Annotated in this window: 20 protein-coding genes; 19 read left to right on the top strand and 1 reads right to left on the bottom strand. The window is 68.8% G+C overall.

The window, feature by feature from the left end; translation table 11 throughout:
* Window positions 1-130 precede the first annotated feature (130 nt).
* The 13 genes from ACO073_RS17790 to ACO073_RS17730 all read left to right on the top strand — a co-directional run bounded on the left by ACO073_RS17790 (window position 131) and on the right by ACO073_RS17730 (window position 15869).
* Window positions 131-1438 carry a sugar transferase gene (locus tag ACO073_RS17790; protein WP_421999017.1) on the top strand — a complete coding sequence of 436 codons (1308 nt, stop codon included), beginning with the start codon at window positions 131-133 and terminating at the stop codon, window positions 1436-1438.
* Window positions 1439-1460: 22 nt separating this feature from the next.
* A complete protein-coding gene (gene asnB, locus ACO073_RS17785) occupies window positions 1461-3305 on the top strand; it encodes an asparagine synthase (glutamine-hydrolyzing) (protein WP_421999016.1) in 1845 nt (614 codons plus the stop codon).
* A 7-nt stretch (window positions 3306-3312) separates the two neighbouring features.
* Window positions 3313-4419 (top strand): glycosyltransferase family 4 protein, encoded by a 1107-nt coding sequence (locus tag ACO073_RS17780; RefSeq protein WP_421999015.1) that lies wholly within the window; start codon window positions 3313-3315, stop codon window positions 4417-4419.
* A complete protein-coding gene (locus tag ACO073_RS17775; protein WP_421999014.1) occupies window positions 4416-5261 on the top strand; it encodes an ABC transporter permease in 846 nt (281 codons plus the stop codon). The genes ACO073_RS17780 and ACO073_RS17775 overlap by 4 nt, the downstream gene beginning before the upstream one ends.
* Window positions 5262-5271: 10 nt before the next feature.
* Entirely contained in the window at window positions 5272-6495 is a 1224-nt protein-coding gene (locus ACO073_RS17770; protein ID WP_421999013.1) for a hypothetical protein, read from the top strand.
* The gene (locus ACO073_RS17765) at window positions 6492-7208 is read left to right on the top strand and encodes a class I SAM-dependent methyltransferase (RefSeq protein ID WP_421999012.1); all 717 of its coding nucleotides are present in this window, start codon (window positions 6492-6494) and stop codon (window positions 7206-7208) included. Before ACO073_RS17770 ends, ACO073_RS17765 begins: the two co-directional genes overlap by 4 nt.
* A complete protein-coding gene (locus ACO073_RS17760; protein ID WP_421999011.1) occupies window positions 7208-8257 on the top strand; it encodes a glycosyltransferase in 1050 nt (349 codons plus the stop codon). The genes ACO073_RS17765 and ACO073_RS17760 overlap by 1 nt, the downstream gene beginning before the upstream one ends.
* Window positions 8254-9549: a hypothetical protein gene (locus tag ACO073_RS17755; protein ID WP_421999010.1), complete on the top strand. Its 1296-nt coding sequence runs from the start codon at window positions 8254-8256 to the stop codon at window positions 9547-9549. The genes ACO073_RS17760 and ACO073_RS17755 overlap by 4 nt, the downstream gene beginning before the upstream one ends.
* 1 nt (window position 9550) lies before the next feature.
* A complete protein-coding gene (locus tag ACO073_RS17750) occupies window positions 9551-10717 on the top strand; it encodes a glycosyltransferase family 4 protein (RefSeq protein ID WP_421999009.1) in 1167 nt (388 codons plus the stop codon).
* A 10-nt stretch (window positions 10718-10727) separates the two neighbouring features.
* Entirely contained in the window at window positions 10728-12014 is a 1287-nt protein-coding gene (locus ACO073_RS17745; protein ID WP_421999008.1) for an SGNH/GDSL hydrolase family protein, read from the top strand.
* 95 nt (window positions 12015-12109) lie between these two features.
* Entirely contained in the window at window positions 12110-13567 is a 1458-nt protein-coding gene (locus ACO073_RS17740; protein ID WP_421999007.1) for a hypothetical protein, read from the top strand.
* Window positions 13564-14487, top strand: a complete 924-nt coding sequence (locus tag ACO073_RS17735) for a glycosyltransferase family 2 protein (RefSeq protein WP_421999006.1) — start codon at window positions 13564-13566, stop codon at window positions 14485-14487. Before ACO073_RS17740 ends, ACO073_RS17735 begins: the two co-directional genes overlap by 4 nt.
* Complete coding sequence (locus ACO073_RS17730) at window positions 14484-15869, top strand: glycosyltransferase (RefSeq protein ID WP_421999005.1); 1386 nt, start codon at window positions 14484-14486, stop codon at window positions 15867-15869. Before ACO073_RS17735 ends, ACO073_RS17730 begins: the two co-directional genes overlap by 4 nt.
* A gap of 7 nt (window positions 15870-15876) precedes the next feature.
* Here the strand turns inward: ACO073_RS17730 and ACO073_RS17725 are convergent, their stop codons facing one another.
* A complete protein-coding gene (locus ACO073_RS17725; protein ID WP_421999004.1) occupies window positions 15877-17163 on the bottom strand; it encodes an ABC transporter ATP-binding protein in 1287 nt (428 codons plus the stop codon).
* 250 nt (window positions 17164-17413) lie between these two features.
* Here ACO073_RS17725 and ACO073_RS17720 point away from each other — a divergent pair, with 250 nt between their 5' ends.
* From ACO073_RS17720 to ACO073_RS17695, 6 genes are all read left to right on the top strand, one after another.
* Complete coding sequence (locus tag ACO073_RS17720; RefSeq protein ID WP_421999003.1) at window positions 17414-18583, top strand: glycosyltransferase; 1170 nt, start codon at window positions 17414-17416, stop codon at window positions 18581-18583.
* Window positions 18583-19746, top strand: coding sequence for a hypothetical protein (locus tag ACO073_RS17715; RefSeq protein ID WP_421999002.1), 1164 nt, complete (start codon window positions 18583-18585; stop codon window positions 19744-19746). Before ACO073_RS17720 ends, ACO073_RS17715 begins: the two co-directional genes overlap by 1 nt.
* Before the next feature lie 358 nt (window positions 19747-20104).
* Window positions 20105-21073: a hypothetical protein gene (locus tag ACO073_RS17710; RefSeq protein ID WP_421999001.1), complete on the top strand. Its 969-nt coding sequence runs from the start codon at window positions 20105-20107 to the stop codon at window positions 21071-21073.
* A 73-nt stretch (window positions 21074-21146) separates the two neighbouring features.
* On the top strand, window positions 21147-22496 hold the full coding sequence (locus ACO073_RS17705) for an outer membrane beta-barrel protein (protein WP_421999000.1): 1350 nt from the start codon (window positions 21147-21149) through the stop codon (window positions 22494-22496).
* On the top strand, window positions 22493-23101 hold the full coding sequence (locus ACO073_RS17700) for a polysaccharide biosynthesis/export family protein (protein ID WP_421998999.1): 609 nt from the start codon (window positions 22493-22495) through the stop codon (window positions 23099-23101). Before ACO073_RS17705 ends, ACO073_RS17700 begins: the two co-directional genes overlap by 4 nt.
* A 267-nt stretch (window positions 23102-23368) precedes the next feature.
* On the top strand, window positions 23369-25642 hold the full coding sequence (locus tag ACO073_RS17695) for a GumC family protein (protein ID WP_421998998.1): 2274 nt from the start codon (window positions 23369-23371) through the stop codon (window positions 25640-25642).
* The last annotated feature ends 15 nt before the right edge of the window (window positions 25643-25657 follow it).

Here is a 25657-nt window from a genome sequence, read left to right as displayed (position 1 = left end):
GTCCGGGCTGGTGGTGGGCTCGGAGACATGCCTCAATAACGCGGGCTGTTCCGCCTCTTTTCGAGAGGCGGGAAGGTTCGCCCTGCCCTTGGGGGGCCGGCGAGGAACCATGCTGGACGTGGACAGATCGATGGCGCGCGGCTCTGTCGCCGCAGCAGCGGACTCGTCGCCGTCGCGGGGACGCGGTCTGCGATCGGCACCCCAGCGCTTTCTCGAGATCTGGATCGAGGCCGCGGTCGGCTTCCTCTTCTGCGTCATTCTCCCGATTCCGCTTTACGCGACGGGCCGGCCGTTCGAGCACGAGATGGCCGGCACGGAGTTCACGATCATCGCCACCGCCGTGGCCTACTCGGTGGTCTGGTATTGCGGGCGCAGGCTGGACGCCTTTCCGCGCGGTTCCCTGCGCGGCAACATGGGTTACGTCGCGCCGGTGGCGATCCTGACCTACGGGCTGATCGCGGCGCTGCTCCTGCTGGTGCGCGCCGACTATTCCCGTGTCCAGTTCATCGGATCGGGCATTCTCACGCTGTTCTGGATGGCGAGCGTGACCCATCTGCGGGCCCGATTTCTCGTCCGTACCTATGCCGTGATGCCGCGCAGCACGATCCACGAGATGCCCGAGCTGGCGACCTGCCGCTGGCTCGATTTCGACGACGTTCGCGCCCGCGGCCTGCGGGTCGACGCCATCGTGGCGGATCTTTCCGCCGAGCTCGGGCCCGGACGGCTGTCGGCCCTCGCCGATGCGGCGATCGCCGGTGTCCCGGTGCTGGACCGCCGCTACATCGTCGAGACCCTGACCGGTCGCACGCCGCTGGGCGGCCTGACGCCGAACGAGTTCGGCGCCCTGCTGCCGTCCCGCCAGTACCTGCTCGTCCGGCGCGGCATCGAGCTCCTGTTCACGATCCTGCTGCTGCCGCTTCTCCTGCCGCTGCTGCTGGGCGTGGCGGCCGTCGTGCGCTTCGACAGTCCGGGACCTGTCTTCTTCATGCAGACGCGCATCGGCCGGCGCGGACAGCCGTTCCGCATGGTCAAATTCCGCACCATGTTCCACGGCGCCGGCGGCCCGAGCTTCACCACCACGGTCGATCCGCGGATCACCCGGGTCGGCCATTTCCTGCGCCGCTGCCGCCTCGACGAGCTGCCGCAGCTCGTCAATGTCCTGCGCGGCGACATGAGCTGGGTCGGGCCGCGGCCGGAGGCGGAATCGCTGGAGCGCGGATATGTGCGAGAGATCGAGTACTTCGCGCTGCGCAGCATCGTGCGGCCCGGCGTGACGGGGTGGGCGCAGATCAACCAGGGCTACGCGCATGATCACGACGAGATGCGCTCGAAGCTGGAATACGATCTCTACTACCTGAAGCATTGCTCGCTGTGGCTCGACCTGATGATCGTCCTGCGGACCTTTGCCGTGGTCTTCCGCGGCACGGGCGCGCGGTGACCCGATTCGACGGAGCGGTCCCGTGTGCGGCATAGCCGGTATCCACGCCTATCTCGGCGTCGCGCCCCCCGTCGACGCCGGCGAGCTGGCCAGGATCAACGAGCGCATGGCCCCGCGTGGGCCTGACGGCGATGGATTCTGGTTCGACGCCGACAGGCGCATCGGCTTCGCCCACCGCCGGCTGGCGATCATCGATCTCAGCGCCAATGGCGCGCAGCCCATGCACAGCGGCTGCGGCCGCTTCACCATCACCTTCAACGGCGAGATCTACAACTACCGCGAACTGCGCGCCGAGCTCGAGGCAAGCGGGCGGCGGTTCCGCACCCAGTCGGACACGGAGGTTCTGCTCGAACTCTACGCGGACGCCGGCGCCGACATGGTCGGACGGCTGCGCGGGATGTTCGCCTTCGCGATCTGGGATGCCGAGAAGAGGTCGCTGTTCCTCGCCCGCGATCCGCTCGGCATCAAGCCGCTCTACTGGGCGGACGACGGATGGACGCTGCGTTTCGCGTCCCAGGCGAAGGCGCTTCTGGCCGGAGGCGCGATCGATCGCGAGCCCGATCCGGCCGGCATCGTGGGATTCCATCTGTTCGGCAGCGTGCCCGAGCCCTTCACAGTATGGCGCGGCATCCGGGCGCTGCCGGCCGGCACGACGCTGACGGTCGATGCCGCGGGACCGGGGACGCCGCAGAGCTACTACGACGTTGCCGGCGCGCTGGCGGACCGCGCCGCCGACGCCGAGGGGCGGGGCGGGGAGGACGCGGCGAGACGGCGGCTGGCCGATGCCCTCCGCGACTCCGTCCGCCACCATCTCGTGGCCGACGTGCCGGTAGCGGTCTTCCTGTCCGCGGGGCTCGATTCGGGAGCGCTGCTCGGCACCATGGCCGAGCTGGGCGCGGGACCGGTGACGGCCGTCACCCTGTCCTTCGCGGAGTTCAAGGACCTTCCCGTCGACGAGGCGCCGCTGGCCGCCGAGGTCGCCCGTCAGTATGGCGCCCGTCATGTCGTCCGCACCGTCGACCGCGCCGAGTTCGAGCGCGACCTGCCCGCCATCCTCGATGCCATGGACCTGCCGACCATCGACGGAATCAACACCTGGTTCGTCGCCAAGGCGGCGCACGAGGCGGGCATCAAGGTGGCGCTGAGCGGGCTCGGTGCCGACGAGTGCTTCGGCGGCTATCCGTCCTTCACCGATGTGCCGCGCAGCGTCCACTGGCTGCGGCCGCTGTCGTGGATTCCGGGCCTGGGCGAGGCGGCGCGCTGGACGCTCTCGGCGGCCCGTGGGGCCGGCGTGGCCATGCACCCCAAGACGCCGGGCGTGCTCGAGTATGGCGGCAGCTGGGCCGGCGCCTATCTGCTGCGGCGGAGCATCTACATGCCGTGGGAGCTCGAGACGCTGCTCGACCCGGAGATGCTGCGCGAAGGGTTGCGGCGTCTCGCGCCGCTCAGTCACATCGCCTCCGAGTTGCGGGCGGGCCGGGCGCTCGGCGATTTCGACCGGGTGGCGGCCCTCGAGTCGACCCTGTACATGCGCAACCAGTTGCTGCGCGACGCCGACTGGGCAGGCATGGCGCACTCGCTGGAGATCCGCGTGCCCTATGTCGATCCCTTCTTCCTGGCGGCCTTGCCGCCGGGCGAGGTGCTGGCGCGCATCGATGCCAAGGCCTCGGTGGGGGGAGTGCCGAGCCCGGCGCTGCCGCCGGCCGTCCGCAACAGGCGCAAGACCGGCTTCGTGACGCCGGTCGGGCGCTGGCTGGACTCGGTGGCCGGCGGCCCACTGCCGGCAACCACCGACTTCTCCGCCGCCTCGCGGCGATGGGCCCATCGGGTCTGGCAGCACGGCTGGATGGGTCCGGTGACGGCCTGAGACGTCCATGACCGTGCGCATTCTCGCTCTCGTCACCGACGGCTACGGCGCGCGTGGCGGCATCGCCCGCTACAATCGCGACCTGCTCGGCGCTCTGGCGGGGACCGGGGCGCAGATCCTGGTCCTGCCGCGCATCGGCGATGCGACGCGCGAGGCCCTGCCGGCAGGCGTGGCCCAGCGGCCGGCGATCCTCGGCCGGCTGCGGTTCGCCCTGGCGGCACTGTCGGAGGCCTGGCGCAGCCGCCCGGTCGACATCGTCTTCTGCGGCCATGTGTTCATGGCGCCCCTCGCGATCCTGGTCGGGCGCCTGACGGGCGCGCGATGCTGGCTGCAGGCGCATGGCATCGACATCTGGAGCGATCGGCGCGACTCTATCCGCCGTGCCATCGAGAGCGCCGACATGGTGACCACGGTGAGCCGCGCCACGCGGCAGCGTCTCCTCGAATGGGTCGATCTGGCGCCCGAGCGCGTCCGGGTGCTGCCCAACACGGTCGACGATCGCTTCTCGCCGGGGCCGCCCCCGGCGGCCCTGCGGGACCGGCTGAAGGTGGGCACGGGACCGCTGCTCCTCACCGTCGGCCGCCTGGCGGCAAGCGAGCGCTACAAGGGCCATGAGCTGGTCTTCTCGGCCCTGCCGGCACTGAGAGCCCGTCATCCGGGCCTGGTGTACCTGGTGGCGGGCGAGGGCGACGACCGCGCCCGGCTGGAGCGTCGCGCGGCGGAGCTTGCCGGCGAGGCGGACGCCGTCCGCTTCCTCGGCTACGTCAGCGACGCCGAGCTGCCCGACCTGTACCGGCTGGCCGACCTCTATGTCATGCCGAGCGCCGAAGAGGGATTCGGGGTCGTCTACCTCGAGGCGGCGGCCTGCGGCCTGCGCGTCGTCGGCGGCGCGGGTGGCGGCAGCCGCGATGCGGTGCCGGACGAGCGGGTCGGGCTGCTGGTCGACCCCCGGGACCGTCAGGCCCTCGTCGAGGCGGTGCTGGCCATGCTCGACAGGGGACGGGTCGACCCGGCCGCCATCGAACCGTATAGACGGCCGCACTTTGCGGCGACCGCCGGCCGGCTGCTCGCCGGCCTCGTCGCCCGGCCGCGTCGCATGAGGGACATGCCATGAGTACCACGGACCGGGATTCCTCCCACTACCTCGTTCTGGAGGCCGGACGCGCCGATCGCCAGTACTGGCTCGATATCTGGCGCTACCGCGAGCTGTTCTTCATCCTCGCCTGGCGCGACGTCGCGGTGCGCTACAAGCAGACCGTGATCGGCCTGGTCTGGGCCTTCGTGCGGCCGTTCATGACCATGGTCGTGTTCACGGTGGTGTTCGGCAAGCTCGCCAAGCTGCCGACCGAGGGGACGGCGCCCTATGCCGTCATGGTGTTCTCCGCCCTGCTGCCATGGACGCTGTTCGCGTCGATCCTGAACGAGGCGTCGTCGAGCGTCGTCAGCAACGGCAACCTCATCAGCAAGGTCTACTTCCCGCGGATGATCGTGCCGCTGTCGACGGTCGTCGTCGCGCTGATCGACTTCTTCGTCAGCCTGGTGATCCTCGCCGGGCTGATCCTGTGGTACGGCGCCTATCCGGGCTGGCAGATCGTGTTTCTGCCGCTGTTCGTGCTGATGGCGCTGCTGGCCGGCATCGGTCCGGCGGTGTGGGCGGCCGGCATCATCGTGAAATACCGCGACTTCCGCTTCATCATCCCGTTCGTCACCCAGATCGGCCTGTACGTGTCGCCGGTCGGCTTCTCCAGCCAGATCGTGCCGCCGGAATGGCAGCTTCTCTACAGCATCAATCCCATGGTCGGGGTCATCGACGGCTTCCGCTGGTGCATCCTCGGCGGCGACAGCCCGATCTACTGGCCGGGCTTCCTCATCAGCCTGGTCGTCATCGTCGGCATGCTGGTGTTCGCCATCCACACCTTCCGCCGCACCGAGCGGTCGTTCGCGGACATCATCTGACCCATTTCCGATGCCCCGCTCGATCTGCATCGTCAGTCCCGGCAATCTCGCGTCCAACCCGCGCCTCCTGAAGGAGGCGGATGCGCTGCACGAGGCCGGCTACACGGTCACCGCCGTGGTGTGCGACTACACCGACGCTCTGCGTTCCTTCGACGACGATATCGCTGCACGCGTGCCCTGGTCGGTGGTGCGGGTGGCGCGGCCGCCGCTCGACGGGCCGACGCGGTTCGTGGCCGGCCGGTTCGCGGCGCTGCTGGCGGCAGCGGGCGCCGGCGTGCCTGTCGCCCTCGCGGCGCAGGCCTATGGCGGGCCGGTCGTCGGTCTCCGTCGGGCGGCCGTCGGCGTGCCGGCGGACCTCTACATCGGCCATTACATGGCCGGCCTGGTCGCGGCCGCCGGCGCGGCGCGCCGGCGGGGCGCCATGCTCGGGTTCGACGCCGAGGACTACCATGCCGGCGAGGGGACGCAGCAGGCGATGACCATGGTGCGGGCGATCGAGAAGGTGCTGCTGCCTTCGTGCCGGCATGTGACGGCGGCGGCGCCGCTGATCGCCGATGCCTATGCGTCGCGCTACGGGGTGACGGCGACCACCGTGCTCAACGTCTTTCCGCTCAACATGGCAGCGGCCGAACGACGGCCGTCTGCCGGCGGCGGCCCGCTGCGCGCCTACTGGTTCTCGCAGACGATCGGGCTCGATCGCGGCCTGCAGTCGTTCGTCCGGGCCATGGCGCAGGCTCGGGTCCCCGTGACGCTGGACGTTCGCGGCAGCAACCGCTGGGGCCATGGCGACCGGCTGCTCGAGCTTGCCCGCGAGCTGGGGGTGGAGGGCCGCGTCACCCTGCTGCCGGTGGCGCCGCCGGCCGAGATGGTGACGCTGTCGGCGTCCTACGATCTCGGCCTGTCGCTGGAGACAGACGTCAGCGAGAACCGCCGGCTCTGCCTGACCAACAAGATCTTCACCTACCTCCTGGCCGGGGTGCCGGTGCTGCTCAGCACCACGCCGGCGCAGTGCGCGCTGGCGCCGGCGCTGGGAGAGGCGGCCCGACTTGCGCCGCTCGACGATCCGGCGACGATGGCCCGGGTCCTCGAGGAGCTGGCGGCGCCGGAAGCGCGCGAGGCGGCGTCCGCGGCGGCCTGGCGCCTCGGGCGGGAGCGCTACAACTGGGAAGTCGAGAAGGGCGCGCTGCTGCGCGCGGTCGGGCAGGCCTTCGACGACGCGAGAGCCGCGGCATGAGCACCCTGAAGCAGCAGTTCGGCGGATGGCTGATCCCGCGACTGCCGGTCAATCCCTGGGTGTTCCGCACCCTGCGCACGGAGGCGAATGCCTGCTGGGTGCGCGTCGCCAACGCGATCCTGCCGGGCCGACGATCGCGTCAGCGGGACCTGCGGCACCGCACCGGCCTCCTCGTCAACATCGGCTGCGGTCCGTTCGGCCAGGACGGCTGGGTGAACCTCGACCTCTTCGCGTCGCCCGGCGTCACCCTGCGGGTCGACTGCCGGCGACGGCTCCCGCTGGCCGACCGCTCGGCACGGGGCATCCACATCGAGCACTACCTCGAGCACCTCGAACCGACCGTGGAGCGGCCGCGCCTGCTCGCCGAGTGCCGTCGGTGCCTGGAGCCGGGCGGCGTCCTTCGCGTCGTCGTCCCGGACATCCGCCTGTACGTCGAGGACTATCTGGCCGACGGCTGGGCCGGCGCGGGCGGCCGCGATGGAGTCCTGTCGGAATCGCTGTTCAAGACAAAGGCGGAGGCCCTCAACCACGTGTTCGTCCAGGACGGCGAGCACTATGGTGGCTTCGACGCCGAGTACCTGCGCCTCACGCTCGAGAAGGCGGGCTTCGGCGACGTCCGCCGCGTCGGGTGGCGCGAAGGGGACTTCCCCGGCGGGCCGATCGACCGCGAGCAGCACCGGACCTACTCGCTCTACATGGAGGCGCGACGCTGATGCGGATCCTGCTCACCGCCGACCCCGAGATCGAGGTGCCGCCGCGGCTCTACGGGGGCATCGAACGCATCGTCGATGGTCTGGTTCGCAACCTGCGGGAGCGCGGCCACCAGGTCGGGCTGGTCGCCAAGCCGGGCTCGGAGTGCCCGGCCGATTCCTTCTACGCCTGGCCCGGCGCCAGCTCGCTCTCGCGATCCGACACGCTGCGCAATGCCGCGGCGCTGTGGCGGGCCGTGCGCGCGTTCAAGCCGCAGGTCATCCACAGCTTCTCCCGCCTCGCCTATCTGACGCCGCTGCTGCGGGGCTCGGTCCCGATCGTCATGACGTTCCAGCGCGATCCGACGTTGCGCACGGTACGCACGGCCGTGAGGCTCGCCGCGCCGGAGGTCCTGCGCTTCACGGGTTGCAGCGACTACATCGCCGCCTGCGGCCGGCGCGCCGGCGGCGACTGGCGCGGCATCCCGAATTTCTTCGAGGTCGACTCGCTGCGGTTCAGCCCCTCGGTCGCGCCCGACGCGCCGCTCTGCTTTCTCAGCCGGGTCGAGAGCATCAAGGGGGCGCACTGGGCGATCGAGATCGCGCGGCGCACCGGCCATCGCCTGGTGATCGCCGGGAACCATGCCGAGACGGGCGAGGAGGGGCGGTACTGGCGCGAGCTGATCGAGCCGTGGATCGGGCGCGACGGCATCGAGTATGTCGGGCCGGTCGACGACGTGCAGAAGAACAAGGTGCTGGGCGAGGCCCGTGCCATGGTCGTGCCGATCCAATGGGACGAGCCGTTCGGCATCGTCTTCGCCGAGGCGCTGGCCTGCGGCACGCCGATCATCTCCTGTCCCCGCGGCTCGCTGCCGGAGATCGTGCGCCAGGGAGTCGACGGCTTCCTCATCACCTCGATCGAGGAAGGCTGCGACGCCGTCGCCAGGCTGGGCACGATCGACCGCGCGAGCTGCCGCCGCCGGGCGGAGCAGGAGTACGCGCCGGCCGTGGTCGTGTCCCGCTACTACGATCTCTACGAGCAGGCGCGCCGCGCGCTCGCCGGAAGGCGATGAGGAAGATCGCCCTGGTGAGCGGCCACTTTCCCCCGAGCAACCTCGTCGGGGCGCATCGGGTCAGGCTGTGGTCGCGCTACCTGCCGGAATTCGGCTGGGAGCCGATCGTCGTGACGGGGGATCCGGCGCGTTACGAGGAACGTCCCGATCCCGACCTCGAGGGCCTGGTCGCGCCGGGGCTGCGGGTCATCCATGCGCCGACCCTGCCGACGCGACCGGTGCGCCTGGTCGGCGACATCGGCGTGCGCGCCTTCCGGGGCTGCTACCGGGTCCTTGCGACGCTGGCGGCCGGGCACGAGATCGACTTCGTCCTGGTGAGCATTCCCTCCAACTTCCTGGCACCGGTCGGACGCCTGATCCACCGGCGCTACGGGATTCCGTTCGGCATCGACTACCAGGACCCCTGGGTGAACCGCTGGCCCGGCGTCGACGTGCCGTTCAGCCGCGCCTGGGCCTCCTATCGTCTGGCGACGCTGCTGGAACCGTGGTCGGTGACCGGTGCCGCGCTGATCACGGGCATGGCGCCGGGCTATGTCGCCGGCATGCTGGAGCGCAATCCCGAGGTCGCGAGGACCGCCGAGATCGCCTTCATGCCGATGGGAAGCGCGCCCGAAGACTACGAACTGGTGCGCAGCCTCGACCGCGCGCCTTTCCTGTTCCCTGCGTCCGACGATCGCTTCCACATGATCTATGCCGGCGCCCTGCTGCCGGCGGGCGTGTCGGTCCTCGAAGCCTTCCTTGCCGGACTGCGGGCGCTCAAGGCCGCCGCGCCCGCGCTCGCGGCCCGCCTCAGGGTGCACTTCGTCGGCACGGGCCGTGCGCCCGACGATCCCGCGGGCCACCGGGTGCTGCCGCGGGCGCGCGACCTCGGCGTCGAGGACATGGTGGACGAGCATCCGCAGCGGATCGGCTATGTCGACACCCTGACCCACCTGACCAGGAGCGATGCCGTGCTGGTGCTGGGGTCGACCGAGCCTCACTACACGCCCTCGAAGGTCTTCCAGGCGATGCTGTCCGGTCGACCGGTCTTCGCCATGCTGCATCGTGACAGCACGGCAGTGGACATGATTCGCTCGAGCGGGGCGGGCGACGTCCTGACCGTGACGGAGGCATCGTTGCCGGCGGCGGAGGACGTCGCGGCCGCGCTGCGCCGGTTCATCGAAGGCGGTCGCCGCGTCGGCGCTCAGGCCGGTTCCCTCGGCTTCGAGGAACTGACGGCCCGCGGCTCGGCGCGCGCTCTCGCCGAGGCGCTCGACCGCGCGATGGCGCGGGCTGCCGCGGGGACCGCGTGAGATGGTTCGAATCGGCTTCCTGGTCAGTCATCCCATCCAGTACTACGCGCCGATCTTCCGTGAGCTCGCGACGCGCTGCGAGCTCACGGTCTTCTTTGCGCACCGGCAGACGGCCGAGCAGCAGGCACGCGCGGGATTCGACGTGGCGTTCGACTGGGATGTCGACATCCTGTCGGGCTACGACAGCCGGTTCCTGACAAACGTCGCCCGCCACCCGTCCACGGACGAATACGCCGGCTGCGACACGCCGGGGATCGCCGAGGAGATCGCCGCCGGACGCTTCGACGCCTTCGTCGTGCCGGGCTGGGCGCTCAGGAGCTACTGGCAGGCGCAACGCGCCTGCCGCAGGCTGGGCGTGCCCGTGTTCGTCCGCGGGGACTCGCAGCTTCGCACCGAGCGCCGGATCGCGCTGCGCCTGGCGAAGTCGGTGCTCTTCCCGCACATGCTGCGCCGCTTCGACGGCTACCTCTATGTGGGCGAGAGGCACCGCCAGTATCTGCGCCACTACGGGGTGCCGGACGGGCGCATGTACTTCTCGCCCCACTGCGTCGACAACGACGCGTTCGCGGCCGGCGCCGCCGCGGCGCGCGCCGGGGAAGAGGGAAGGCCGGCCCGCCGCCGCATCCTGTTCGCCGGCAAGCTCCTGCCCCGAAAGCGACCGGCCGACCTCGTGCAGGCCGTCGCCCGGCTGCAGATGCCGTCGCTCGAGGTCGCGTTTGCCGGGTCGGGCGAGCTCGAGCCGGCGCTGCGCGAGATGGCGGCCGAGGCCCGGGTGCCGGCGAGCTTCCTGGGCTTCGTCAACCAGAGCGGGCTTCCCGCGGTCTATGCCGGCGCCGACATGCTGGTCCTGCCGTCCGACGGGCGCGAGACATGGGGCCTCGTCGTGAACGAAGCCATGGCGTGCGGGACGCCGGCCGTCGTTTCGGATGCCGTGGGCTGCGGGCCGGACCTGATCGACGAGGGTGCGACCGGAGCGACCTTTCCGCTCGGGGACGTCGCGGCCCTCGCCTCGGCCATCGAGCGGGTGCTGTCGATCGACCCCGACCGCCGGCGCCGCCACCTTGCCGCCAAGATGACCCTGTACTCGCCCGCCAAGGCGGCGGAGGGCATCGTCGTCGCGGCATCCACCCTCGGACCCGCGACACGGGCCGGACAGAAGTCCACCTGAGGGAGGTGTGGTGAAACGTTGGGTTCTCGAGCATTTCGGGTGCGTTCGGCCGTTCCGCTTCGAGCGCATGCTCGTGCTCGTGACGGCGATCGTGCTGGCGGTCGTCGTTCTGGGCGTCGCTGCGGCCCTGATCGCCCGGACCGGCTTCGAGATGGGCGCCCCCCGCGGACTGTCCTGGGGGACGCCGCGGAGCTGGTACTTCGTCTACCTGATCGGCCTCATCGTAGCGGCGCTGGTGCTGGCCCGCTGGACCGTGGGCGCGACCGTGCTGCTGTCGCTGGCCGCGGTCGAGATCGGCCTCGGGTTCGGTTCGGCGCTGCTCTACCGGATCGGCCTCACGCCGTCGCCGACGCTGTTTCCCAACAACTACGAGCGGCCGATCTACGGCTGGCATCCCCTGCTGCAGGTCCGTCCCGAACCGACGCCGGAGGACGAGAGGAAGAAGTTCTCCGTCTTCATCAACTCGCAGCACCAGAGGGGACGCGAGTGGACCAAGGCGGAGCTCGAGAAGAAGCGGGTCGTCGCCCTGTTCGGCGGCTCGACGACCCTGGATTTCTCGGTGCCCGATGGGGAGAGCTGGGGCGATCGTCTGGAGCAGGCCCTGGGACCGAACCGGTATGCCGTGGTGAACCACGGCGTGGCGGGATACACGACCGCCGAACACCTGATCCAGACGGCATTCTACCCGGACACATTCGGGGTCATGCCCCATTGTGCCGTGTACTATGTCGGCTGGAACGACCTGTCCCTTTCCCACGACGAGTTGCTCGACGGCGGATTCACGAACCACATGAGCAACCAGATCGATGCCTTCATGGGGCGCAGGCTGGATGTGCCGTCCCTTTCGATCTCTCCCTTGCTGAAGCTGCTGTCGCGGTTCGTCCAGGTCGCCTTCGACACCGTACGGTCGGCACCGCTGTCGGGCAGGAGAAGCAGCCAGCCCGATCCCCGTCTCGAGGCGCTCTTCCTCCGGAACGTCGATTCCATCTCGGCGATCAACCGGCAGCGCGGCATCAAGACTCTCTGGGTCGGCCAGGTGATGAACGTGGACCACCTGGCCGCTGCCCTCGAAGAATGGAGTCCCTTCATCCCGGATGAAGCGACCTGGCCCCTGATCCGGCGGCTCAACGGGCAGCTGAAGCGCGAGGCAGGCTTGCTGGGCGATGTCTACGTCGATATTCCGGTCGGGGAGTTCAAGCCGTCGGACTTCATCGACGAGGGCCATTTCTCGCCGGCCGGGTCGGCGAAGTTCGCATCCCTCCTGGCGCCGAGCGTGGCTGCGGCATGTGACAAGTAGACCGTCGATGATCCGAAGCGGGACGGAAGACGAAGGAAGGACCTGTCGGTAGGCATGTGCGTGTCGGTGACCTCACCATGACGGCTTCCGTGGCAATGACGGGGCGTCCGGAGACGCATCTCGACATCGGGCTGCTGCGGAAATGGATGCTGTTCTTCGGCGGCATCAACCTGCTTGTCGCGCCGCTGACGCCGGACCCCGTCTCCTACGGTGCCGGCGCCTGCGCGCCGGTCATCCTTCTGTCGCTCGTCAACCGGCTCACGATGCCCAAGGGGATCGTGTTCTTCCTGCTGTGGCAGTGGGCGCAGGTCTTCGCCCGTGCCCTCCAGTCCTTCGTCGACGGCGAGTCGATGAGCCTCGGCCTGTACGCGCCCAACGTCATGCGCGCCTATTGGTATTCGCTGTTCTCGCTGCTCACCTTCGCCGTCGTCTTCCGGCTGGTGCTGCAAAGCATTCGCTTGCCGACGCTGAGCCAGTGGGAGGCCCACGAGCGCTGGCGGCAGATGGACCTCCTGTACCTCTACCTCGGCAGCATCGTGGCCTCGGCGGCGTGCACGTTCATGGGCCGGTTCGTGCCGGGGCTCGACCAGCCATTGGTTGCCGCCAGCCAGGTGAAGGCGGTCGCGCTCTTCCTCTTGTGCGGTTACACGTTCACCACCGGCAAGGGCGTCAAGATCCTGCTCGTGGCCGTCTTCTTCGAGATCCTGGTCGGCTTCACCGGCTTCCTGTCCGATTTCCGCGCCGTCTTCGTGTTCATCGCCATCGCCGCCCTCGCGGCGCGGATTCGCTGGACGGTAACGGCCAGTATCGCCGGCGTGGTCTGGATTACCGTTCTGCTGACGCTCGCCCTGTTCTGGACCTCCGTGAAGGCCGAGTATCGCGACTATGTGACCGGTTCCGACGAGATGACCCAGGCGATCAGGGTCCCGCTGGGCGAGCGAATGTCCTATCTCGGCGACAAGGCGCTGAACATCGGCGACATGAAGTGGGGCGATACCGCCTACATGCTCCTGCTTCGGTTCGCCTACATCGACATCTTCGCCCAGGTCATCGGCGTCTCCGAGGTGAGTCCGGAGCCGACCCAGATGCGCCAGTGGCGGGATGCGCTCTCCCACGTGCTGCAGCCGCGCTTCCTGTTCCCCGACAAGCCGCCCCTGTCCGATTCGGAAGTCTTCATGCGTCTCACGCGCGCCGATCCCATGGAGCAGGTCCGGACCGGCACGTCGATCAGCGTGGGCTACATGGCCGAGAATTTCGTCGATCTCGGCTTTCCCGGCATGCTGGCGGGCATTGCCGTTCTCGGCTTCATCTTCGCGATCATCGCCAAGTACTTCATGCAGAGCAACCTTCCCTGGCTGCTGCGCGAGGGAATCGTCATGGGCCTGGCCTACATGACGGCCAGTACGGGCATGGAGATATCGATTCCCAAGCTGCTGGGCGCCCTGGTCATGTACTTCATCGTGTGGGCGCTGATGGTGAAGTACATCGTTCCACCCGTCATGCGGTGGCTCGACCACAGGGCCCAGGTCCCGGAGCATGCTCGCAACGCATGACCGACATTTCCGTCATCATCCCGACCTATAATCGTCTGTGGTCGCTGCCTCAGACCATCGATTCGTGCCGTACGGACGGTTGCGCCGTCGAGATCGTCGTGATCGACGACGGCAGCACCGATGGGACCTGGGAGTGGCTCGGGCAACAGCGTGGAATCGTTGCGGTGCGTACCGAGAACTGGGGAAAGGACTGGGCGGTCCAGAGGGCGATGGCGATCGCCCAGGGCGAGTATGTCAGGTTCCTCGATTCTGACGACTGGCTGACGCCCGACGCCAATGTCGAGCAGCTCGACCTCGCGCGCCGGACGGGGGCGGACGTCGTGGTGGCGGGCTATTGCGACTACGAGCAGTCGACCGGCGAAACGGTCGGCCACGACTGGGTCGACTGCGACGACTTCATCGCCCAGCAGCTCGGAGAGTGCTGGGCCTCGCATTATTCGGCCTTTCTGTTCCGCCGCGCGTTCATCCGCGACATTCCCCACCGCCAGGAATTCGCCCTCAAGGACGACCGGCTGTTCATCCTGGAAGTGGCGCTGCGCGAACCGAGCCTCGCCGTCTACCGCAAGCCCGGCTTCGTCCATCGGCACCACGGGCAGGAGCGCCTTCAGCGGACCGGGGGACTGACACGCGATATTGCCAATTGGACGTTCATCTCGCTCTTCCGCAAGATACTGTCGATGCTCGAGAGTAGGGGTGATCTCACGGAGCGGCGCAAGCAGGCAGCCTTGCGGACGATCTGGCCGCACGTCCGCACGCTGGCGAGGACCAGTCCCGTCGAGGCGCGGGATGTCGTGGCCTGGATCCGGCGGATCCACCCGGAATTCCGGCCGCCGGTCCGGTCCAGCGTCGATGCGGCCTACAGGTCGATCGGCGTGGTCGCCACCGAACGCCTGCTGTCGATTCGGCCGCGACTCGGATGAATTCGGTCGGATTGCCCGCGCGCGCCGCGGGCGAGGAACTGAGGGTTCTCCACTGCGCAGGTTTCTATTTTCCAGCCACGACAGGGGGAACGGAAGTCTACGTTCGGGACCTGGCCGAGGGCCTCAGGAAGTACGGTGTTGCGAGCTCGGTCTGTGCATCGGCGCCCGTGGCCGCCGCCTACGTTTGGCAGGGCGTTCCCGTCGTGCGCTATCCGCTGAGCTTTACCGACGAGCTCGTGCCGTCGAGAAGCCCGGGGGCGCGGCCGCTCACGCGGTTCCAGCACCTCGTGCTCGAGGCCCGGCCCGACCTGTTCCACCTCCATTCCTGGACGACGGGGGCGGGCCTCGCGCATCTGGAGCAGGCGGCGGCTCTCGGAATCCCCTGCGTCGTGACGGTCCATGTCCCGTCCGTTCTCTGCCTGCGCGGCACCATGATGCTGAACGGAAGGACGCCTTGTGACGGCCTGATCGACGACCGGCGTTGCGCGGAGTGCTACGCGCTTGCCCGCGGATTGCCCGGGCCCGCCGCTTGGGCCATCGGGCAGTTCCCGAATTGGGACATGCGCCGCAATCGCCTGCTGTCGCGCTGGCCCAAGGTCGCGTCGACTTTGTCCCTGAGGCAGCGTGTCGTGCAGATGGCCGACGAGCTTCACCGCATGGACGACCTGTCCGCGAGGATCGTGGCGCCCAGCGACTGGGTGAGCGACGCGCTCGCGCGCAACGGCATCGATCGCGGCAAGATCGTGCTGTCGAGGCAGGTCGCGAGCGACGTGTTCACGGGGGCGCCGCGCGTCGATGTCCGGCGCGACGGGAGCGTGACCATCGGCTTCATCGGCCGGCTGGAGGAATACAAGGGCCCCGACGTCCTGGTCAGTGCGATGGCCGGCGTTCCCAAGGACGTGCCTGTCCGTCTGCGCATCGCCGGGAGCGGCACCGACGAGCGCTATGCCCGGCGCCTTGCGCGGCAGGCGGGTGCCGATGCCCGGATCGAGCTGGTCGGCCATCTCGACCACCACCTGGTGCCGGACTTCCTGCGCAGCCTGCACGTTCTTGCCGTGCCGTCGCGATCGATGGAGACGGGTCCGATCGTGGTCCACGAGGCCCAGGCGCTGGGATTGCCGATCATGGGAGCCGATATCGGCGGCATCGCCGAGCGCGTCCGTCCGGGCGTCGACGGCTGGCTGATGGCCTCGCACGACATTGCGGCATGGACCGCCGCCATCGTCGAGGCCGCGTCGGATCGCCGGAAGCTGGCCAGGCTCGCGGACGGCTCGCGCGCCAAGCGGACCGTCGACGACGTCGCCCGGGAAATGGACGTTCTCTACCGCGAGGTCCTGTCGACCATCCCCGCGGCCGGCGCCCAGGCGGGGGCCCGCGCGTAGAGCGGACCTAGACCGGCCGCGGCCCCTCGATCTGCAGGGGGGCGGCCAGCTGCAGGGCGATCGTGCCGTTGCCCAGGCTCTGCTTGAAGTCGTAGGCCATGCCGCTCGGGTTCGAGGCGGGCACGGAAAAGAAGATGGCGTTGGGCACTCCGTGGTCGACGACGATCGTGAACGAGTTCGTGAGGACGTCGAAGCTGTAGTCGCCGGACGCGAGGAACAGCGGCTGCAGCGTGACGTACATCAGGTAGCGCCCGGGAGTGGTCGGCAGGGCCACCTGTGAGAAGATGTTCGAGCTGTAGAAGGCGACCGGGATGTTGTTCTGGTCGCGCAGCTTGAGTTCGAGCGACAGGCCCGGCATCGTCGAGGTCTCGACATCGACGCAGACCCGGAACGGCGTGCCCGGCACGTACTGATCGACCGGCAGGCCGTTCTCGTCGACGAGCGTCGCCGAGTGGATCGTCGAATGGTCGCCACGGCCCCAGTTGCGCGTTCCCTTGCCCTTGGTCAGCGAGGCCGTGTACTTCGCCAGCGCGGTCTCGATCGGGCCGTCGAAGATGACCTGCCCCTGGTTGAGGACGATGCCGCGCCGGGTGAGCGCCGCCGCCGCCGCGAGATTGTGGCTGACGAACAGCACGGTCCGTCCCTCGCTCGCGACCTTCGACATCCGATCGAGGCAGCGTTGCTGGAACTCGGCGTCGCCGACCGCCAGGACCTCGTCGACGAACAGGATCTCGGTTTCGAGATGGGCCGCCACCGCGAAGGCGAGGCGCGCATACATGCCGACGGAGTAGCGCTTGACCGGCGTGTCGAGGAACTTCGAGATGCCGGCGAATTCCACGATATCGTCGAAGCGGGCGCTCACCTCATGGCGTTTCATGCCGAGGATTGCGCCGTTCAGGAAGATGTTCTCCCGCCCCGACAATTCGGGATGAAAGCCGGTGCCGATCTCCAGGAGGCTGGCGACCCGGCCACGCAGCAGAACCCGTCCGGCCGACGGTTCGGTGATCCTCGCCAGGATCTTGAGCAGCGTCGTCTTGCCGGCGCCATTGTGCCCGATGATGCTGACGACCTCGCCCTTGCGGACCTCGAAGGACACGTCGCGAAGCGCCCAGAATTCTTCGAGCTCGTCGGCTTCCAGAATCGCTCTTCCCTTGGCGAGGTCGGTGCTCTTCCTCAAGAGGTTGCGGGCCCGGCGGGCGATGACCTCGACGGCCAACGCGTCGCCACGCGGAGTCTTGTGGCCGATGACGAACTTCTTGCTGAGATCGATCGCTTTGACGACGACGTCTGACATCCTGGCTCGCGTTTGGGAACGCCGTGTGCCGCGTGCGCGGTGATCACGGAGTCCGGGCTTGAGGGTAGCCGCCATTGTGAGGGAACCGGAAACGCGGGGCAATGAGGGCCGCATGGCACAAATGTTATTGCAGGCGATCGCCGGCTCGGGCGCCATTCTTGCCCTGTTCCCCGCCGTTCAGCCCTAGTATGAGGGAACGCCGAATCTCTGCGGCGTATCCAGGGCCGACCCATTGCGACTTCTCCACGTCGTGCCGACGTACTTGCCCGCGCTTCGCTATGGCGGGCCGATCCGCTCCGTCCATGCGCTGTGCCGGGCACTGCAGGGGGCCGGTCACGACGTCACCGTCTTCACCACCAGCGTCGACGGACCATCGGACAGCAACGTGCCGCTGCTCCAGCCGGTCGACGTCGAGGGGGTCAAGGTCACCTATTTCCCGAGCCGCGTCCTGCGCCGTCTCTACTGGTCGCCGCCGATGGGCCGCTCGCTCGACCGCTCTGTCTCCACGTTCGATGTCGTGCACCTGCATGCGGTCTTCCTGTGGCCCATCTGGGCGGCCGCCCGCGCGGCCCGCGCCCGCGGCGTGCCCTATGTCGTCTCTCCTCGCGGCATGCTCGTCCCCGAGCTCATCCGGGCGAAGAGCCGGCTCGTGAAGTCGGCCTGGCTGTCGCTGATCGAGCGCCGCAACATCGAGCGCGCGGCCGCCATCCACACGACGTCGGCTGTCGAGGCGAGCCATCTCGCGAGCTTCGGTTGGGCCTTGCCGCCGGTCGTCACCATCCCGCACGGCGTCGACGACCCGCCGGCCCTCACCGGCGAGCCGCTGTCGGCCGACGTCGCGCGCGCCATCGCCGGACCGCCCCCGGTCCTCGCGCTCGGCCGCATCAGCTGGGAGAAGGGCCTCGATCGGCTGATCGCGGCGCTGCCGGCGGCGCCCGACGCGCGCGTGATCGTGGCGGGCGGCGACGCCGGCGGCCAGGCCGCCGCCCTGGAGCAGCAGGCGCGCGACCTCGGCGTCGCCGAGCGCGTCACCATCCTGGCGCGCCATGTCGACGGCGCCGACAAGGAGGCGCTGTTTGCCGCGTCGAGGCTCTTTGCGATGACCTCGCTGTCGGAGAATTTCGGGCTGGCGGCTTTCGAGGCCATGCGCCGCGGACTGCCCGTCCTGGCCACGCCGACTGTCGGCATGGCGGAGATCGTGCGCGAGGTGGGGGCGGGATGCGTCGTCGATCCGGCGGCGCCATCGATCGCGGCCTGCCTGAACGCGCTGCTGGCCGATCCCGACAAGGCGCGGCTGATGGGGCGCGCCGGCCAGGCGCATGTGATCGAGCACTACAGCTGGGTCGGCGTCGCCCGGCGCATGGGCGAACTCTATGATCGGGTCCGCGCGACAACGGCAGGGAGAGACGGCCGGCCGTGATGGAACTGCTGAGCGAGAGCCCGTTCGACCCGGCGAGGGAGCGCCGCCTGGTCATCATCGCCGACTGGCTGCCGCCCGATTTCGGCGCGGTCGGCCAATACATGGAGTTGCGGGCCCGCGCCCTGGCGGAGCAGGGCCACGACGTGACCCTGGTCGGCCTGTCGTCGACCGCCGCCTCGACGATGCGGCAGGTGCGGGGGAAGGGCACGCTGACGGAGATCCGCCTGCTGGCGCCCCCGGTGCCACGCGACTCGCTGGCCGGTCGGCTGGCCTGGACCCTGCGGACCAACCTGCGGCTGGTCGCCGCCGCCTACGCCAGCCTCCGCGCGGCGAACGGCGTGCTCTTCACGGGCTCGCCGCCGTTCCTGATCCACTTCCTGGCGCCGCTGCGCTTCCTCTGGCGGGCGCATCTGGTCTACCGCATCACGGATTTCCATCCGGAGTGCCTGATCGCGGCGCGCGACCGTCCATCCGGCGGGCTGTCGATGCTGCTCGCGCTGACCAACTTCTGGCGACGGCGCGTCGACGGCTTCGAGGTGCTCGGCGTCGACCAGCGGCGGCGGCTTGCCGAGACTGGAATTCCGGACGACCGCATCACGCTGGTGCGCGACGGGTCTCCCGTCACCTTCGCCGGCGACCCGGCGCCAGAGCCGCTCCCCATCGAGCTCCAGGGCCATTGCGTGCTGCTCTACTCGGGAAACTTCGGGGTCGCGCACGAGCTCGACACCGTCGCGGAAGGCTATGCCCGGCATCATCGCGCCGGCTCGGGGCGCGTGCGCCTGTGGCTGAGCGCGACCGGCCAGGGGGCGGTCGAGCTGGCCCGCCGGCTCACGGAGGAGGGAATCCCCTTCCATGCGTCGCGGCCCGTTCCGCTCGAGAAGCTGGCCGGCCTGTTGCGATCCCCCGATGCCCATCTCGTCACGCTCAAGGATGCGTTCGTGGGCTACGTGATGCCCTCCAAGATCTACGCCTGTGTGGAATCTGGGCGACCCATCGTCTTCGTCGGGAGCGCCGAGTCGGATGTCGACCTGATCTCCCGCGAGGCCGGAGGCGTGTATTGGCGTGTACCGTGCGGAGATGTCGCGGGCTTTGCCGCCGCGCTGGAAGAACTCGCGGATCGGCGTGAGGATTCGGGGGTGGCGGCGGCCAAGCGCGACCCGTAGGCATTTGGCCGAGAATCGTGCCTCGCTGGTCGAGGTGATCCGCTCAACGGCGTGAGCCGTAACCATCTGCCGCACAAACGTTACAATTTAACCCCATTTCCTGCGTTGACGATGCAGTTAACATGGGTAAGTCTGCAGCGAAGCAAGGGAGGGATATTGTCTTTCGCGCACCCAGCTGGGCTAGACCTTGGCGGGCCGATGGCAATCCGATATCTTGCTTGGGGTCTTGGGTGGGATCGACTCCGGCGGAAGCGGGGCGAGCCAAGCGGGTTCACTTCACCAGATTGGGGCTGCTTCGGCACCAGCCGAGGGAGCAAGGTCGGGTTTCATGACTAAAGTTGCACTTCGGGCGCAGTCTATGGCCGCCGCGGCATTGCTGGTCGCCGCCGTATCGCAGGCGCAGGCACAGAACGCGGCTCCAGGCAATGCTCAGGCCGGTCAGCAGCTGGCCCAGGCCCAGCCTGGCGGATCGCAGCCGGGCGGGGGGCCGCTGCAGGGTGTGGGCCCGCTTCAGGGCGGTGGCCCGGTGCAGGGCGGCTCGCCCCTGCAGGGCGTCGGCCCACTGCAGAGCGCCGGGCCGCTCCAGGGTGTCACGCCGCCGCCGGCAGGGCCGGGCGGTGGCCCCGACCAGGGCGCCGGACCGACGCAGGCCGCGGGACCCGGCCAGAATTCCGGCCCGTTGCAGGGCGCTGGCCCGCTTCAGGGCAACGGTCCGGTCCAGGGCGCCGGCCCGCTCCAGACCGCGGGCCCCCTCCAGGGTGCCGGTCCGCTGCAGGGCGCGGGCCCGCTTCAGACGGCCGGGCCGCTTCAGGGTGCCGGACCTTTGCAGACGGCCGGACCGCTTCAGAGCGCCGGCCCGCTGCAGGCTGCCGGACCGTTGCAGGCGGGCGCGCCGCTCCAGGCTTCCGGACCTTTGACGTCGGCTCTGCCGCTGCAGAGCACGGGGCCCGTGAGTGTTCCCGACGGGCTCGGTGCGCTGGCGGCCAACCAGGCCGGCTTGGCCTTGCCGCCGGCGCAGAATCTACCGACGCCGGGAGGCCTGGCGTTGACGCCTGCTCAGGTGCAGACCTTGCAAAGCGGCAATGTCGGCTCGATGAACCAGCTCATCGGATCGCTCGTCTCCGGCAATACGGATAGTTCCATCCTGAGCACGCTTGTTTCGACGATCGTCAACCCGCCGTCGTCTCCAACGCCGTCCCCTGCACCGGTGAGCACGCCGACTTTCGCTCCGACGAGCACGCCCACCACTGGGTCGTTCAACCCGCCCGCTCCGGCTCCGGTTCCGACAAATCCCTCGGCACCCATCAACTTCGTCAGCCGGTCGTAGTCAGGGTCGGGCCTTGAGGTGGGAGTTTTCCCAGCCGGTTCTTGGAGCCTTGCCGGGATGGCCCAGTAGTCCGATGACCATTCGTGCCAGTCGCGCGCATCTCATCTGGTCACCGGTCCTGGGCTGGGTGCTGCTGTCCTGCGCGGTCACCGTGGCGCAGGCGCAGGTCGAGACTCCGTCGCCCGCCAAGCAGACTCTCGACGAGCAGACGCCGACCGTCGACATCCCGATCAACTCGACGTCGCCGATCTCGTCCCTGGCCCCCACCCGCGACGAGCTCGGCATCACGGTCGGCGCCTTCAACCTCTACCCGGCCCTCGAGCTGGACGTCGGCTACGACAGCAACGTCTTCGCCACGCCGCCGCCCACCAGCGCGTCGCTGTACACCTCGATCCGCCCCAGCCTGGAGCTGAAGTCGGACTGGTCGAACCACATGCTGCGCGTGCTGGCGAACGGAACCTTCGGATTCTATCCGGCGGCGCCGACACAGAATTTCCAGAACTACGGCATCCTTGCCGAGGGGCGGCTGGACATCCAATACGACTTCTACCTGTCGGGTCTGGCCGGTTTCCGGCGGACGACCGAAGCGCTTGGTACGCCGGACGTGTCGTTCGCCCAGGCGCCGACGGTCGTCGACACGATTCCGGTGCAGCTCACCCTCTACCAGAAGTTCAATCGGTTCTTCTATCAGATCAGCGCCGCGGCCACGCGGTACCGCTACTACGACTACAGCACCATCACCTCGCTCGGCCTGCCCGGCACCAGCCGCAACCGGACCGAGTACGAGGAGCGAGCGCGAGTGGGCTACGAGGTGATCGACGACGTGTCGTTCTGGATCAGCCCGGGCCTGACCCAGAGGATCTACGTCAGCCCGGACAACAGCGCGGGGCAGGAGCGCGATTCCGCCGGTTGGGATGTGCAGGTCGGCACCACCATCAAGTTCACGCCCAAGACCGGGCTCGAGGGATTCATCGGCCGGCAGAGCCTGACCTATCTGGCCGATGCCACGAGCACCACGGCCACGACCTTCGGTCTCACCGGCAGCTGGAACGGCTATGCGCCGCTCACGATCCGGCCGGCGATCCTCCGCAGCATCAATGAATCGGCGCTGACCAACTACCAGAACTATATTTCCACGACGGTCGGCGTCGATTTCACCTACGACATCCACGGACCGTGGAAGGCTGTCGGGGGCATCTCCTACAACACCGCCGACTACACGCCGGCCTTCGGCGTCGCCGACGTCAATCCGCGCACGGACTTCTTCTTCAAGGGCTCGATCGGACTACTCTACGAATTCCGCCCGGAGTACTCGATCGGTCCCGTCTACGAGTACACCCAGGGCTCGACGACGGACGTGGCGGCCGGTGGACCGCAGTACACGCGGAACCTGTTCACCATCCGTCTGGTGGCGAGGCGATGATGGCCGCCGCGCGCACTTTCCCGGCGTTCCTGCGGCTGCTGGTGCTTGCCGCCGTGGCCGTGCTGGCTGCCTGCGATCCGAGCCCGCCGATGTCGGTCCAGACACTGCAGCAGCCGTCCCAGATCACCCAGAGCATCCGGATGGCGGAGTATCGGGTGGCTCCTGGAGACCGGATCCGCGTGGTCGTTCTGTCGGATACCGAGCTTTCCGGCGAATACGAGATCGATTCGGCCGGCATGATTTCGCCCCGCATGGCCGCCCGCGTTCAGGTCGTGGGCATGACGCCTACCGAGATCGAGGACATGCTGCGCAACCGCTATCGCGCCGACGGGCTCCTCCGCTCGCCGCGGCTGAGCGTCGATCTGGTGGCCAGGCGTCCTTTTTACATTCTGGGTGAAGTGACACGGCCGGGGTCCTTCCCGTATGTATCGGGTATAAATGTTGCACAGGCGGTGGCCATTGCCGGGGGATTTACCCGCAGGGCCTCGAAAACGCGTATAACAGTCCAGCGCTTCAATCAGACGTTGGGCATGGAAGAAACGGTGACGGAGGATACCCCGGTAGGGCCGGGCGACATCATCCGCGTGCCGGAGCGCTGGTTCTGAAATCCCTGGAGGAGTGCAGAGCGTATCGAACTCGTAGCGTTGTCGTACTTGGGGAGAGCGGTGTGGGACCGCTCACGTTGTCCAACGGCGTAAAGGCCGGCCGTCTGGTCCGGCCCGCTATTTCATGTGGGTGCAGTCGCGAGGAAGCAGTCGCGGAGTTAGAGTGGGATGGGATCGTTACCGAGGGCCGAGCACATCATGGATGACTCGGCAATAAACAGGATCGTACCGGCGTCCGAGCCGGTAGCGCTGGCGCCTGTGCGGCCAATGGAAGCTCCCAACGAGCTGTGGGAGTGGCTGCGCCTGCTCAACCGGCGCAAGGCGCTGATCGTGAGCTGTGGCCTCGTGGCGGTCGCCCTCATGGCGCTGATCATTGCCCAGGCCACGCCGATGTACAAAGCCTCGGCGCGCGTCATGCTCGACACGCGAACCTACAAGCCGGTCAGCACCGAGGCGGCGCTGTCGGGCGTCGATCCGTTCAACATGGGGGCCATCCAGAGCGAGCTCGAGGTCATCCAGTCGGAGTTCCTGATCGGCCGCGTCGTCGACAAGCTCGGCCTGGCCAACAACCCGGAATTCAACGGCACCAAGCCGCCCGGCTTCATCGACAGTGCTTTCGCGCCGCTGCGCGAACTGTGGGCGACCGGCATTTCGACGCTGCTGGCGCCGCCGCAGCAGCCGGCGGCGCAGCCCAGCCGCACCAGCCGCGCCGCCGAGGAGAGCGATCCCCGCCGCCGCGCCGCGATCGGCTATGTCTCGGGGCATCTCAACGTGACCCTGCTGGGCCGGACTTTCGTGATCCTGGTCACCGTCGAGAGCCCCGACGGCGCCATGTCCGCGCGCATCGCCAACGCGGTTGCCGAGGCCTACCTGGCCGACCAGATCGATTCGAAGAACGAGGCCAACCGCCGCGCCACCGAATGGCTGGAGCAGCGCCTGGCCGAGCTGCGCCGCAACCTGCAGGTCGCCGAGGAGGCGGTCGCCGCCTATCGGCGCGACAAGGGCCTGGCTGGCAGCCCCGAAGGCACGATGTCGTCGCAGACGCTGCAGGACCTCAACAGCAAGTACGTCGCCGCCCGCACCAAGCGCATCGAGCGCGAAGCGCGCCTGGTGGCGCTGAGCCGGGCGAGCCTCAACCCCGGCGAAATCGCCAACATCGCCGAAGTTGCGGGCAACACGACCCTGGCGGCCCTGCGCATCCAGGACGTCGACCTGACCCGCAAGCTCGCCGAGCTGTCGGCGACGCTGGGCGACAAGCACCCCAAGATCATCCAGGCGCGCAACGAGCTGGCGGCCGTGCGCGCCCGCTTCATCAGCGAGACGCAGCGGATCACGCTCGCGGTGCGCGCCGAGCTCGATGCGGCCAAGGCCGAGGAGGACGAGCTCAAGGAACTGGTCGACAAGGCGGCGGTCGTGTCCGGCACAGCAAGCCAGTACGAGGCCGAGCAGAAGCAGCTCGAGCGCGAGGCGCAGTCCAACCGCACCCTCTATGAGAGCTTCCTGACCCGCTTCAAGGAGCTGCGCGAGCAGCAGGACATCCAGCGCGCCGACGCGCGCATCCTCGCCTATGCCTGGCCGTCGGGCGCGCCGTCGTCGCCGAACTACAAGACCGGCCTGATGGCGGCCTTCGTCATCGGCTGCCTGCTCGGGATGGCGGGCGCCGTGGCCGCCGAGAAGCTCGACCGCGTCTTCCGCTCGGCCGCCCAGGTCGAGGAGGCGACGGGCGTCGGCGTGCTGGGCATGGTTCCCGAGGTCAAGGGCGCGCCCGCGAACCGCTCGAACGTGGTTGGCCATGTGCTGGACAACACGACGTCGCCGGCCGCCGAGGCGATTCGTGCCGTCTTCACCGCCATCAGCCTCGGCAGCCTCGACCGGCCGCCGCGCGTCATCGCCGTGACGTCGTCGACGCCGAGCGAAGGCAAGACGACGTTCGTCGCGTCGCTGGGCGGCCTGCTGACCAAGATGAACGCCTCGCGGCGCGTGCTGATCGTCGACCTCGACTTGCGGCAGGCGCGCATGTCGGCGGCGCTCGGCCTCAAGGATCGCGGCGGCACCATCGACGACTACCTGATGGGCCTCAAGACCCTGGAGGAGTGCACCAGCCGGCACGACCTGTCGGGCGTGGACTACATCCTGGCGCGGCCCAACACGCCGAACGCGCCCGAGATCCTCGAGTCTCACGCGATGAAGGCCGCACTGGCGACCTTCTCCGAGCGCTACGACCTGGTCATTCTCGACGGACCGCCGGTCATGGCCGTGTCCGACGCCCGCATCATCTCGCGCCTCGCCGACTACACGGTCTTCATCGTCCAGTGGGCCAAGACGCCGCGCGAGGTGGTGAAGTCGGCGCTGGGGGCGCTGCTTGGCGTCACCAACCATGTCGGCGTCGTCATCAACCGCGTCAATCTCGCCAAGCACGCGCGCTACGGCTATGGCGACCATGGCGACTACTACTCGCGCTACCGCGGCTACTACGGGGCGGGGCCGGAGGCCCCGGCGAACACCGCGGCGAGGACGCCGCTCAAGCTCGCCAAGAGATAGGGGAACTCCGGGTTG

Source organism: Reyranella sp., from assembly GCF_965229815.1.
GTDB lineage: Bacteria > Pseudomonadota > Alphaproteobacteria > Reyranellales > Reyranellaceae > Reyranella.
Note: the sequence above shows the minus strand (reverse complement) of the source record. Positions and strands in the feature narration are given on the sequence as shown.